Below are 13,486 nucleotides of genomic sequence, written 5' to 3' on the forward strand. Positions count from 1 at the left end.
GTTCCCGGAATCGGATGTTATGAGTGCGTATATCGAGAAAGGAGGGCTGCGCAATGAACACATATTTCCGGCACCATCGCCAGCGTGGCCCCGTCAACGCCCTGCAAATGCGTTTGCAGGGCTGACCAAAGTCCGTTTCTCTTAAGAAAACCGCCTTCTGGTCTGCCCTTCGTGGCACTGCGGCGCTTGAGTTAATGACTTGAGCCGCTTGCATTTTTATATCCGCCGCGCCTGACGCATCGCATCGATGATGGCCTGAGAGCCCTCGATGGATGACCGTGCGGCAAGACCAGAGAACGATCATGACCCTTATCAACATCCGCAATCTCGGCATCGTGCTGGGCAGCCGGCTTTTCTCCAGGCTCAACCTCGTCGTCAATGCCGGCGACCGCATCGGCCTCGTCGCCGCCAACGGCCGCGGGAAATCGACGCTGTTTCGCTGCATTGCCGGTGTGCTTGAAGCGAGCGAAGGCGACATCACAAAGGCGCGCGGGCTGACGATCGGCTATGTCGAGCAGAATGTACCGCCTGCTTTGTCCGACATGTCTTTCTATGCCGTGGTACTCGACGCACTCCCCGCCGACCAGCAGGAGAGCGAGAGTTGGCGTGTCGATGTGGTGCTGGAATCGCTCGATGTACCGGAAGCCCTGCGGCAGCGTCCATTGAAACAGTTGAGCGGCGGCTGGCAACGCATCGCCATGCTGGCCCGCGTCTGGGTGACCGAGCCGGATGTGCTGATGCTCGACGAGCCGACCAACCATCTCGATCTCGGCAAGATCGCCATGCTCGAGGCGTGGCTGAATGCGCTGCCACGCGACGTGCCGGTGATTATCTCCAGCCACGACCGGGCCTTCCTCGACACGGTGACCAACAGCACGCTCTTTCTCCGGACGGAGCAATCGCCGATCTTTCCGTTGCCCTACACACGGGCGCGGGCAGCGCTGGATGATGCCGACGCTGCCGATGAACGCCGCTATCAGCGCGATATCAAGGTCGCCGAGCAATTGCGCAAGCAGGCGGCCAAGCTCAACAATATCGGCATCAACTCCGGCAGCGACCTGCTGGTGGTGAAGACCAAGCAGTTGAGGCAGCGGGCCGACAAACTCGAAGATGCCGCCAAGCCCGCGCATCTGGAGCGTTCCGCCGGGGCGATCAGGCTTGCCAATCGCGGCACCCACGCCAAGGTGCTGATCACGCTGGAGGATGCTGCGGTTCAGACACCCGACGGCACGTTGCTGTTCAGGACCGGCAGGCAATTCGTCTGCCAGGGCGACCGGATCGTGCTGCTTGGCGCCAACGGTACTGGGAAGACCCGCCTCGTCTCCATGCTCCGCAAGGCGATCGAACAGCCGGAGATAGCGCAGGATGGCATCAAGGCGACGCCCTCGCTGGTGCTCGGCTATGGCGATCAGGCGCTCGCCGATCTCCGCGATGCCGAAACGCCGATGGAGACGATCATTCGCCGTTTCGATATCGGCGATCAGCGGGCAAGGGCGCTGCTTGCCGGCGCCGGCATGGCAATAGAGTTGCAGGCACGACCGGTCGGCCAACTCTCGGGTGGACAGAAGGCGCGGCTCGGCATGCTCGTCCTGCGGCTGACCAACCCGAACGTCTATCTGCTCGACGAGCCGACGAACCATCTGGATATCGATGGTCAGGAAGCGCTGGAAGGTGAGCTGATGGCGCATCAGGCCAGTTGCCTCTTCGTTTCGCACGACCGCAGTTTCGTTCGCGCGGTCGGCAACCGCTTCTGGCAGATCGACAGGAAGAAGCTGGTCGAAGTCGAAAGCCCGGAAGGGTTTTTCGCTGCCGCGGCGAGGATTGAATAAGCAACGGGGGCGGCCGGAAAACCGGACGCTCCCCAATGCCGCCTCGGCGCGCGGCCGTTTTGGACGTTGCGCTTTGTATATGATTTTCCTATAGCCGGGAAACGGGATCATGCGCGCCGGTATCCCGATCTTATCTCTCCGCGCGTCCGGTTTCCTGATGTCCCATCCTCAAAAGCCAAAATCGGACGGCCGTTTTCGGATGTTCGCGCCGATTCTGGCCGGCGCGACCTTGCGCGAACGGTTGATCGCCTGCGTCGGCGCGCTGATCGGCATCGGCCTGACGGGCCTGATCAGCGGTTACCTGTTCGGGCAGGGGCCGCATCTGCCGTTGATCGTGGCGCCGATGGGGGCTTCCGCTGTGCTGTTGTTTGCGGTTCCTGCCAGCCCTCTGGCGCAGCCGTGGTCGATCATCGGCGGCAATACGATTTCGGCGCTGATGGGCATCATCGCGGCCTATCTGATCCATGACCCGATCATCGCCATCGGTGTCGGCGTATCGCTGGCAATCGGCGCGATGTCGTTTGCACGCTGCCTTCATCCGCCCGGCGGTGCTGCGGCGCTGACCGCCGTGCTCGGCGGGCCGGTCGTTGCCGGTTGGGGCCTGCTCTTTCCCTTTGTCCCGGTCGGCTTGAATTCATGCATTCTCGTCGGGCTCGGCTTGCTGTTTCACAAGCTCGCGCGGCGAAACTATCCTCATGTCGCAGCCAAGGCAGTGGTCAATACTCACCTGACCGCGGATGTGCCGCCGTCGCTGCGGGTCGGCTTTCGCGATGAGGATGTCGATGCGGCGCTTGTGACGCTGGATGAAACCTTCGACATCGACCGGGGGGATCTCAGCCGTCTGCTCCAACAGGTCGCGCTACAGGCGACCATCCGCGCGCATGGCGATATCAGCTGCGCCGACATCATGTCCCGCGATGTCATTTCCATTGACGAGCATGCCGATCCCACTGACGCGCGAGAGCTTCTTTTGAAGCACAATATCCGCACGCTGCCGGTCAGGGATGAGCATGACCGGCTGGTCGGAACGATCGGCCTGCGGGAACTTTCGAGGTCAGGCGGGCGCGTCGGCGAACTCCTGTCGAAGGCGGCCACCGCCTCGGCGATCGATCCGGCGTTCTCCCTGCTGCCGGTGCTGACGGACGGACGGAGCCACGCGGTCATCATCGTCGACGAGGACCGGCGGATTGTCGGATTGATATCCCAGACCGACCTGCTCAGCGCGGTGGCGCGAACATTCCCGACGTCTGGGTAGCCTGGATTATTTGCGATCCCGGCGTTTCTTTCAAAGCCCGGCGATTTTACGCAAGTCTTCTATTGCACCGGCGGCGGCGGCAAGCATCCAGAGTGATCGAATTCGGCCGGACGGCAAGCTGAAACGTCCTCCTGTTGAAGCATCGCCTCGAGGTCAATCGCTTTTTGCAATCCTGTGCAAATTCTGCGGGAGGCGAGAACCGTCTCAAACGATTTCGTCATAAATTTGTCATAAAACTATCATGTTTCACTTGATCTAATGCTTGCACACAATTGCAAAATTATGCAACCTTTCCCCCAAGAGGGTGGACAGCAACGTGTCGCAAAAACTATTCGTCAGTGCGCAGGAAGTAGCTGAAAAGGCGGGCGTTTCGCGCTCCGCGGTTTCGCGCACGTTTACGTCCGGCGCCAGCGTATCGCCGAAAACCCGCCAGAAGGTGCTGGATGCCGCCGAGGTGCTTGGCTACCACGTCAACCATCTGGCTCGTGGGCTGATGCGCAACGAGAGCGGCATCGTCTGCCTCATTGTGTCGGACATCGGCACGCCCTATCGCTCGGCGATGACCCGGGCCTTGACACAGCAGTTGCAGAATTCCGGCAAGGTCGCGATGCTGATCAATACCGATCGCTCCGATGACAGCGTCGATCTTGCGCTGCGGCAGGCGATCCGGTACCGCGCCGACGCCTCGATCATCCTCTCCGGCCTGCCCGACAAGTCGATTACCGACCTGTGTCTGAAGAACGGCCAGCGGCTGGTACTGATCAACCGCGATGACGACAGTGAAGGGCCGCTCAAAATCAACCTCGACGACGAGGATGCGGCGGCGCGGATTGCCACGGCTTTCGTGCGGGCAGGCTGCCGTAAGCTTGCCTTTGCCAATTCGCAGGCGGGAACGCCGAGCCTGATGGCACGCGAGCGCGGTTTCGTTGCTGCCGCCAAGGCGCTCGGACTGGATGTGATCGTCGAACGGTTCGGTCATACGGGCTACGAGAGTGGCCGGGTTGTCGCCCAGCAGCTTCTGACCCGCAAGGAGCGTCCGGATGCCGTGTTCTGTGCCACCGATCTCCTTGCCTGCGGCTTCATGGATGCTGCCCGGCATCAGTTTTCGATGTCGATCCCCGATCAGATCTGCGTGGCCGGTTTCGACGATATCGAACAGGCCTCCTGGTCGTCCTATCAGTTGACCACATTCGCACAGCCGGTGGACATGATCGCGCGCGAGACGGTTTCCTGGTTGGCGGGAGATACCGTGCAGCCCGAAAGCCAATCGGTGTGTCTGCACGCCGATCTGGTGTGGCGAACCTCGATCAGAGGCGGCTAGATGCCATGACCAGTGCACCCAAAAAAAAGCTCTCGAAAAAGCCGGGCACGTTTCTGTTCGAACCCGCCTCCGTCACCGGCGTGCCGCTTAAGGAACGAATGCGCGACCAGTTCGCGGCACTCTGCTATCGCCTCCGCAAGGACCGTGGCCTCTTCGAGGTGCTTCTGGTGACCAGTCGCGAGAGCGGCCGCTGGATCATTCCGAAGGGCTGGCCGATAGCGGGGAAGAAGCCGCACGAGGTCGCTGCCATAGAAGCCTTTGAAGAGGCCGGCGTGCGCGGCAAGACTAAGAAGAAGCCGTTTGGATATTTCACCTACCTGAAAGTGTCCGGCAACGGCCAGCGCATTCCTTGCTGCGTCCAAGTTCATCTTCTTGATGTCGAAGAGGTTTCAGACGCCTTTCGCGAAAAAGGCCAGCGGATCAGCGAGTGGGTGTCTTGCAGCGAAGCAGCCCGGCGTGTCCGCGAACCGGAGCTGAAGGGTCTTTTCCTGTCGATGCAGCGGGCTCTGTTGTCGTGAGGTCATTGCTGGATGATGAGAGCGGGTCCTGGTTCACAACATGGGATTCAATGTCGCGATCACCTGGAGCGCGATGAAATCCAAACATAACTCCCCGCGACCGCGTTTCTACCCAAACCGTTCCATCGCAAAATCTGCGGGTGCCGTAGTGTGCGCGGGCGTGTCAATTCCGTTCAGGCGGCTCGTTTTCGACAGCACCGTGTTGTTGCTGTTGACCATTGTCAGCGTCAGCAAGAGAGCAGCGCCCAGAACGAAGCCGAATGCGAGATAAGAAAACTTTGCGAGCATATTAGGGACTCCTGTTTCATCTCGCGCTTGAAACGCCGTAGATGGCGGGAAGTTCCAGCGCGCCGGCAAAAAACGCCGCAATGAATGATGATTGAAGCACGATACGTCTTCGAAGGCATCTTCGCCAAAGTGACTATGCATCCGACGCATGGGTGGCCTGAAGTATTGGCGCTGTTACTGCATAATCGGGAGGCTTATATTCCGATCATCAAAACGACAACGGCGCCACGGACTGGCTGCCGGAATCGGACAGCCCTAGAAAGGGGATCATCATGAACGTAGCACGCTCCTTCAATAACTGGCGCAAGTATCGTCAGACGGTCACTGAACTCGGCCGCATGACTACCCGCGAACTCCAGGATCTCGGCATCGACCGCTTCGACATCCAGAGCATCGCTCGTGCGTCGGTCGCTCGCTGATCAGAGCGAACACCGTACCTTGAAGAGATCTGTCGAAACGCCCGTTGCACCGCAGCGGGCGTTTTGCATTGGATGACATTTGAATTCAGAACTGGGTTTTGGCGGACCGTCATCGGTGTCTCGCAAGAGGCTTCGAGGTCCGGAACCCAGGGTGTAAGAGCCATGTCAATTTCCGTTCGCGTTCATTCCGGGCTGTGCCAATCTGCAGGCAATCTGATTCCGGGGAGCGAGACATTGGAACATGCGTTTTTGCGGCGGGCAGAGTTGTCGCGGCCCGAAGTGAATGCCGAAGATACCGCTCGTCTTTTCGCCGTCCATTATGGTCTGTCGGGACCGATCGTCGAACTTGGCAGCCAGCAGGATCGCAATTATCGCATCGATGCGGCAAACGGCCGTTTCGTCCTGAAAATCTGCCGCTCGGATTATGCGACCATTGAGCTTGAAGCCCAGAACGCCGCTTTGCGCCATATCGCCGGCAAACCCGGAATGCCGCGCGTGCCGAGGGTTATCGCGGCCGTAGACGGAGCGGACATCGTGTTCGCCAAGGTGCGCGGACAGGACTATCAGATCCGCCTGCTCGACTATATCGAGGGCGAGCCGCTGACGCGGCGGAAACATTTGCCCCCGGTCACGATCGCGGCACTCGGCGCGCTCGGCGGTCGGCTTGCGCTGGCGCTTTCGGATTTCATCCATCCCGGCCTGTCGCGCGATCTGCAATGGGATCTGCGTCACGCCGAACCGGTCGTGCGCCATCTCCTGTCCGCCGTGAACGACGCTGATCGAAAGGAGCGTATCACCCGGGCGATGGACACGGCCATGCAACGGCTCGACGCTCTGAAACCGGAGCTGCGGCTGCAGGCGATCCATCATGACGTGACCGACGACAATGTCGTCAGCCAACCGAACGACCATGGCCAGTTGATCCCGAACGGGGTGATCGATTTCGGCGATAGTATGAACGGCTGGCTCGCAGCCGATCTCGCCGTCACGTGCGCTTCGCTGCTGCATCATGCCGATGGCGATCCCTTCGTCATTTTGCCTGCCATAAAGGCGTTTCACGCGGTTTTTCCACTCAATGACGCCGAATTGCAGGCGCTCTGGCCGCTGATCGTGGCGCGGTCCGCCGTGCTGGTGGCGAGCAGCGAACAGCAGCTGGCGCTTGATCCGGACAACCCCTATGTCAGCGGCAATATCGACCACGAACGGATGATCTTCGACGTGGCGGTCTCCGTGCCGCCAGCGCTGATGGAGACGGCGATCGTCCAGTCCGTGGGGTACTCGATTGCCCCGGCCACCCCTATCGCCGGCGGCTTGCTGTTGCCAGGAATCGATCTGGCGCAGGTTGCAACGATCGCATTGGATACGCAAAGCCCGCTGTTCGACGGTGTACCATGGCCGGAACTCGAACTCGAGGTGAGCGCGTTGCAGAACGCCTGTGGCGAACACGCTCTTACTGCGACCCGCTATGGCGAATACCGTTTGACCCGCACGGTTTTGCTTTCGCCGAAGCCAGCCGATACCTTCGCACTCCATGTCGATCTGCTTTTGCCGGCGGGCACGAGCGTCGTAGCCCCCTTTGATGGTATTCTCAAATTCACCGACAACGGCCTCGTCCTGGTGGGGGAGGATGCAGCACTCCATCTGACCGGTATCGAGACCTTGCCCAGCCTGGAGACCGTTGTCGGTCGCGGCAAGCCGCTTGGCGCGGTCGCTGGTGCGCAGGGCGAAAAGGGCATGTTGCGGGTCCAACTCTGCCGCGACAAGGAGATTGTGCCGCCGTCGTTCGTATCTCCGGGTCATGCCGCGGCCTGGGCGGCGCTCTGCCCGTCGCCTGCCAGGCTTCTCGGCTTCGACTGCGATGCGCCGGCGCCCGGGAGTTCAGCGCTTCTTGCCCGCCGCCAGAGCCATTTCGCCAAGCCGCAGAAGAACTACTACGAGACACCGCCGCAGATCGAGCGTGGCTGGCGCGAGCATATGGTCGATGTCGAGGGACGCGCCTATCTCGACATGGTCAACAACGTCACCATTCTCGGCCATGGACATCCGCGGCTTGCCGATGCCGTCCACCGGCAATGGCAGCGGCTCAACACCAATTCCCGGTTTCACTATGCTTCGGTGGCGGAGTTTTCCGAACGGCTGGCGGCGCTGGCGCCCGATGGGCTCGATACGGTGTTTCTGGTCAACAGCGGCTCGGAAGCCAACGATCTCGCCCTGCGGCTCGCCTGGGCGGCGACGGGTGCGCGCAGCATGCTTTGTCTTCTCGAGGGGTATCACGGCTGGTCGGTCGCCAGCGACGCGGTATCGACCTCCATCGCCGACAACCCGCAGGCGCTGACCACCCGGCCGGACTGGGTGCATCCGGTGATGTCGCCCAACACTTATCGTGGCCCTTTTCGGGGACCGGGATCGACGGCCGACTATGTCGCAACTGTCGCTCCCGTGCTCGAAAAACTCGACCGGGACGGCAAGAGATTGGCCGGGTTCATCTGCGAATGCGTCTACGGCAACGCCGGTGGCATTCCTCTGCCGCCCGGCTACCTGAAGGATGTCTATGCGATGGTCCGGGCACGCGGCGGCGTCTGCATCGCCGACGAGGTGCAGGTCGGTTATGGCCGTCTCGGCCATCACTTCTGGGGCTTCGAGGAGCAGGGCGTCACGCCCGATATCATCACGATTGCCAAGGGCATGGGCAACGGCCATCCGCTCGGTGCCGTCATCACCACCAGGGCAATCGCCGATGCACTGGAGAAGGAAGGCTACTTCTTCTCCTCCGCCGGCGGCAGCCCGGTGAGCTCCGTCGTCGGTTTGACCGTGCTCGACATCATGCGCGACGAGGGTCTGCAGGAAAATGCCCGAATCGTCGGCGGTCACCTGAAGCGCCGGCTTGAAGCTCTGGGTCAGCGCTTTCCCCTCGTCGGCGCGGTGCACGGTATGGGGCTCTATCTCGGTCTCGAATTCGTCCGCGACCGCGAGACGCTCACGCCGGCAACCTTGGAAACGGCTGCGATCTGCGACCGGTTGCTGCAACTCGGCGTCCTCATGCAGCCGACCGGCGATCATCTGAACGTGCTGAAGATCAAGCCGCCGCTTTGTCTGTCGCGTCAGAGCGCCGATTTCTTCGCCGACATGCTGGAGCGCGTGCTTTCGGAAGGATGGTGAGGAAAGCCATTGATCCCGGTTGAATTGCGTGGCGCGATCGGCTTAGCTCGCGCCACATTCATGGCAAGCAGCGAGTCCCCTCATGACCCAGACCGCCGATATCGTCATTCTCAACGCGCGTGTCCTGACGCTGGATGATGACAATACCCGGGCCGAGGCCGTGGCGCTCGCCTCCGGCCGGATCGTCGCGGTCGGTACCCAGGCGGATATCGATTCGTTTCTAGGAGCAGACACGCAGGTCATCGACGCGGCCGGTGGAACGGTGCTCCCCGGATTTTCCGAAAACCACATGCACCTGTTTTCTGGCGCGGCCGAACTCGATCATCTCCAGCTCGCCGGGGTAAGCGGGCTTGCAGCATTGACCGAGGCTGTGCGGACCTATGCTGCGGCACGGACCGATGAAAGAGTTCTCTTCGCGCAAGGGGCTGACTATACGATCCTGGGCGATACCGAGCGCCTGACGCGTCATCATCTCGATGCGATCCTCTCGCACCAGCCGCTGGTCCTCTTTGCGCCGGATCATCACACGGCCTGGGCCAATACCGGGGCGCTCGAACTGGTCGACATGCTCCATGGCGCCGAACTCGGTCCGGGCAACGAGGTCGTGATGGGCGAGGACGGTCTGGCGACCGGGGAACTGCGCGAGATGGAAGCCTTCAGCCCGTTGCAGGCGGCCGGCGGGTTCGATCGCTACCGCCTCGGTCTTGCAACCGGCGGCGAGCCGGATCCCTATCCGAACGCAGCGCAATGGGCGCAGGATATCGCCGTGATGCGGCGCGGCCTCGACTATTGCGCCCGCCACGGCATCACCACCATCCAGAATATGGACGGCAATCTCTATCAGCTTGAGCTGCTCTCGGCGATCGAGAAGGAAGACGGTGGTTTGCCATGCCGGGTGATGATCCCTTTCCACTACAAGAATTTCATGTCGCTCGACATGCTCGAAAAGGCCTCCGATCTGGCCCGTCGCTTTGACAGCGACTGGCTGTCTTCCGGCGTCGTCAAGGTGTTCTACGATGGCGTGCTCGACAGCTGGACGGCGGTCATGGTCGAGCCATACGCGGACAAGCCGGGCGATTGCGGCGAGGGGCTGTTCACGCCCGAGAGTTTCCGCGCGGTGGCCGTGGAGGCCGACCGGCGCGGGCTGCAGATCGCGGTCCATGCCATCGGTGACGGTGCCGTTCGTGCGGTGCTCGATGGCTATGAAGCAGCAAGGCAGGAGAACGGCGCGCGCGACAGCCGCCATCGCATCGAGCATATCGAGGTGGTGCATCCCGACGACATCGCCCGGTTTGCCGAACTCGGCGTCATCGCCTCCATGCAGCCGCCGCACCCGCCCGGCTGCGCCGGCGTGCCGCTGGAGCCGACCGTCTCGCGCATTGGCAGGGAACGCTGGCCGCTGAGCTATGCCTGGCGAACGCTGAAGGATGCAGGCGCGCGCATCTGCTTTGCCTCCGACTGGCCGGTGTCGCCGATCGACCCGCTGATCGGCGTCGAGGCCGCAGTTACCCGCAAGCGCTGGGCCGGGAGCGATCCGGACCAGTCCTTTTCGCTGATAGAGGCGCTTTCCGCCTATTGCGTCGAGGGCGCCTATGCGGAGTTCAAGGAGGACCGCAAGGGCAAGATCAGGCAAGGGTACCTTGCCGACATCGTTGTGCTCAACGGGGATATCGAAACGGTGGCTCCGGCCGACTTGCACACGATCAAACCGGTCACCACCATTTGCGGTGGGCGGATAAGTTTTTCCTCCTGATAAATATTTTTGCCTTAGAAAACAGAATCGTGTTGTCAACGGGAAGGCGCTGTGGTCACCTAGCGCAAAGCCGAAAAGGCGGGAACAGCAGCTTCATGCAAGGTTGGGTGTGCCGCATATGGCGGAATTGAACGCGATTGAAATTCGCAATGTTTCCAAGATATTCGGCTTCGGCGAGTTTGCGTTCGCCGCCGTCGACAAGGCATCGGTATCGATCCGGCAAAACGAGTTCTTTACGCTTCTCGGGCCTTCCGGATGCGGCAAGACCACCCTTTTGCGGCTGATTGCCGGCTTTGAGTTTCCGACATCCGGCGACATCATGCTGAATGGCGAGAACATTGCTGCCATGCCGCCCTTCAAGCGCCCGGTCAACACGGTCTTTCAGAGTTACGCCCTCTTCCCGCATATGACGGTCGCTGACAATATCGGCTTCGGCCTGACGATGCTTGGTCGCCCGAAACAGGAGGTCAGGGATCGCGTCGCCGCCATGCTGAGGCTGGTGCGCATGGAAGCGCTTGCCGGCCGGCGGACGAGCCAGATTTCCGGCGGGCAGCAGCAGCGCGTCGCCTTGGCCCGCGCGCTTGCGCCGCAGCCGAAGGTCCTGCTTCTCGACGAGCCGCTGTCGGCACTGGACTACAAGCTGCGCAAGGACATGCAGATCGAGCTGAAGCGCCTGCAGGCTGAAACCGGCATCACCTTCATCTTCGTGACGCATGACCAGGAAGAGGCGCTGACCATGTCGGACCGTATCGCCGTCATGTCGTCGGGCAAAATCCTGCAGGTCGGCAATCCGCGCGAGATCTATGATGCGCCGACGGATCGTTTCGTCGCCGATTTTATCGGCGAGACCAATTTCCTCAAAGGCCGGATCAAGTCTGTGGCCGACGGTGTGGCCGACGTTGACACGCCGGTCGCAGGCCGGATTTCGGCGACGGTGCCGCAGGATTTCCATGCGGAAGGCGAGGTGACGGTGGTGCTGCGGCCGGAACATGCGATGCTTTGCCCGCCGGACCAGCCCGCCGCCTGCCAGATGACCGGAACGCTCGAAAACGTCGTCTATTTCGGCACCGACACCCACTACCATGTTCGCCTTTCGGACGGAGAGACGCTTTTTACCCTGCGAGAACAGAACAAACCGCTGCAGAGCGCGCGTTTTGCCGAGGGTGACAGGGTCGGCATCGCCCTTGAGGCCAACGCCGCCCGGGTCTTGAGGAACTGAGATGCCAGACGCAGCGGGGACGATCGAGGCGGAAAAGAGCAGGGACATCCGGAAACGGTGGCTGCTTTCGCTTCCCGCCCTACTGATCATCCTCCTTGCCGCCTCTGGTCCGCTGCTGATCGTTCTTGTCTATTCCTTCCTGACGCCCGGCCCCTACGGCGACGTGCAATGGCTGCCTTCGCTGGAGGGCTGGATCAGCGTCGTCATGGAAAAGGATATTTTTGACGGCACGTTCTCGATCGCCGATGCGCATGTGTCGATCTTCGTGCGCTCGGTCGTGCTGTCGCTGGTCACCACGATCCTGACGCTGCTGGCCGGCTTTCCGACGGCCTATTTCATCGCGACACGGCCGGAGCGGACGCGGGAACTCTGGCTGTTCCTGATCACCATTCCGTTCTGGACCAATCTTCTCATCCGGACTTTCGCCATCCTCGAAATCATCCGCAACGAGGGGCTGATCAACGGCCTTCTGTTGAAATTCGATCTGATCTCAGGGCCGATCCAGATGCTGTTCACCGACGGTGCCATCCTCACGGGCATGGTCTATGTCTATCTGCCGCTGATGGTCCTGCCGCTCTATGCCAGCATGGAAAAGCTGGATTTCCGGCTGGTCGAAGCCGGCTACGATCTCTACGCGACACCGTTCAAGGTCTTGCGCAAGATCGTTATTCCGCTGGTCAAGCCCGGCATCATCGCCGGCTCGATCCTCGTCTTCATCCCGGCGCTCGGGGCGTATGTGACACCGAGCATCCTTGGCGGGGGCAAGAACCTGATGCTGGGCAACCTCATCGAATTGCAGTTCGGGCAGGGCCGCAACTGGCCGCTCGGATCGGCGCTGTCGATCACGCTGATGCTGATCGTCATGGTGGCGCTGCTGGCCTACGTCCGCAATGCCGGATCGCAAGGGAGCCGGCATGGCTAGGACATTCTCGATCCGCCGCCAGCGCGGCTTCACCACGATTGCGATGATCTGCTTCTTCGCGCTTTATCTGCCGATCGCCGTTCTGGTGTTCTATTCGTTCAATGCCGGGGAATCGCTCGCCTCCTTCGAAGGTGTTTCGCTGCGGTGGTTCGCCAAGGCCTTCGAAAATCAGCAGGTCATCGACGCATCGCTGCGCTCCCTGCAGATCGCTGCGGTCGCGGCCGTCATCGCAACGATTGCAGCCACGATGGCGGCGTTGGCGACGACGCGGACGGAGCCCTATCGCGGCCTGACGCTGAAATATGCCTTCATCAACCAGCCGCTGATGATCCCGGAGATCGTCACCGCCGTGGCGCTCCTGATCTTCTTTGCCCGCATCAAGATCTGGACCGGCTATTCCGGGCTTGGTTATCTCATCGCTGCCCACACGGCATTCTGCATCCCGTTTGCCTACCTGCCGATCCGGGCGCGGTTGGAAAACATGGACCTGACGCTGGAGAAGGCCGCCGCCGATCTCTACGCGACGCCGTGGAATGCCTTTCGCTACGTCACCCTGCCGTTGCTCTGGCCCGGCATTCTCGCCGGCTTCATGCTGGCCTTCGTGATCTCGCTGGACGATGTCGTCATCACCGAATTCGTCAAATCGGCGGGTCAGGATACGCTGCCGACCTACATGCTCGGCCAGATCCGCCGGACCATCACCCCGGAAATGAACGCGATCTCGACGCTGTTTCTGCTCCTGTCGATCTGCGTCGTCACCGTCTTCTTCGTCGTCAACAGAAAACGAGTCTAACAAGAAAAGG

Annotated in this window: 11 protein-coding genes; 10 read left to right on the top strand and 1 reads right to left on the bottom strand. The window is 61.2% G+C overall.

Features of this window, described 5'->3' with window-relative positions:
* The first annotated feature begins 302 nt into the window (after positions 1–302).
* The 4 genes from J2Z75_RS18090 to J2Z75_RS18105 all read left to right on the top strand — a co-directional run bounded on the left by J2Z75_RS18090 (position 303) and on the right by J2Z75_RS18105 (position 4,923).
* Positions 303–1,829: an ABC-F family ATP-binding cassette domain-containing protein gene (locus J2Z75_RS18090; RefSeq protein ID WP_209854149.1), complete on the top strand. Its 1,527-nt coding sequence runs from the start codon at positions 303–305 to the stop codon at positions 1,827–1,829.
* A 157-nt stretch (positions 1,830–1,986) separates the two neighbouring features.
* Positions 1,987–3,084, top strand: a complete 1,098-nt coding sequence (locus tag J2Z75_RS18095) for an HPP family protein (RefSeq protein ID WP_209854324.1) — start codon at positions 1,987–1,989, stop codon at positions 3,082–3,084.
* Between the two features lie 316 nt (positions 3,085–3,400).
* Positions 3,401–4,405: a LacI family DNA-binding transcriptional regulator gene (locus tag J2Z75_RS18100; protein ID WP_209854150.1), complete on the top strand. Its 1,005-nt coding sequence runs from the start codon at positions 3,401–3,403 to the stop codon at positions 4,403–4,405.
* Positions 4,406–4,410: 5 nt separating this feature from the next.
* A complete protein-coding gene (locus J2Z75_RS18105) occupies positions 4,411–4,923 on the top strand; it encodes an NUDIX hydrolase (protein WP_209854151.1) in 513 nt (170 codons plus the stop codon).
* Between the two features lie 108 nt (positions 4,924–5,031).
* Here J2Z75_RS18105 and J2Z75_RS18110 read toward each other — a convergent pair whose 3' ends face one another.
* Entirely contained in the window at positions 5,032–5,211 is a 180-nt protein-coding gene (locus tag J2Z75_RS18110) for a hypothetical protein (RefSeq protein ID WP_209854152.1), read from the bottom strand.
* Positions 5,212–5,483: 272 nt separating this feature from the next.
* On the opposite strand from J2Z75_RS18110, the gene J2Z75_RS18115 reads away from it, so the two are divergent.
* The 6 genes from J2Z75_RS18115 to J2Z75_RS18140 all read left to right on the top strand — a co-directional run bounded on the left by J2Z75_RS18115 (position 5,484) and on the right by J2Z75_RS18140 (position 13,476).
* The gene (locus J2Z75_RS18115; protein WP_209854153.1) at positions 5,484–5,630 is read left to right on the top strand and encodes a DUF1127 domain-containing protein; all 147 of its coding nucleotides are present in this window, start codon (positions 5,484–5,486) and stop codon (positions 5,628–5,630) included.
* A gap of 234 nt (positions 5,631–5,864) precedes the next feature.
* Positions 5,865–8,789, top strand: coding sequence for an aminotransferase (locus J2Z75_RS18120; RefSeq protein WP_234937412.1), 2,925 nt, complete (start codon positions 5,865–5,867; stop codon positions 8,787–8,789).
* Between the two features lie 82 nt (positions 8,790–8,871).
* A complete protein-coding gene (locus tag J2Z75_RS18125; RefSeq protein WP_209854155.1) occupies positions 8,872–10,542 on the top strand; it encodes an amidohydrolase in 1,671 nt (556 codons plus the stop codon).
* A gap of 109 nt (positions 10,543–10,651) precedes the next feature.
* A complete protein-coding gene (locus tag J2Z75_RS18130) occupies positions 10,652–11,761 on the top strand; it encodes an ABC transporter ATP-binding protein (RefSeq protein ID WP_407692782.1) in 1,110 nt (369 codons plus the stop codon).
* 1 nt (position 11,762) lies between these two features.
* Entirely contained in the window at positions 11,763–12,683 is a 921-nt protein-coding gene (locus J2Z75_RS18135; RefSeq protein WP_209854157.1) for an ABC transporter permease, read from the top strand.
* Complete coding sequence (locus J2Z75_RS18140) at positions 12,676–13,476, top strand: ABC transporter permease (protein WP_209854158.1); 801 nt, start codon at positions 12,676–12,678, stop codon at positions 13,474–13,476. Before J2Z75_RS18135 ends, J2Z75_RS18140 begins: the two co-directional genes overlap by 8 nt.
* Positions 13,477–13,486: the final 10 nt, after the last annotated feature.

The organism is Rhizobium herbae, assembly GCF_017873135.1.
Lineage (GTDB): Bacteria > Pseudomonadota > Alphaproteobacteria > Rhizobiales > Rhizobiaceae > Pararhizobium > Pararhizobium herbae.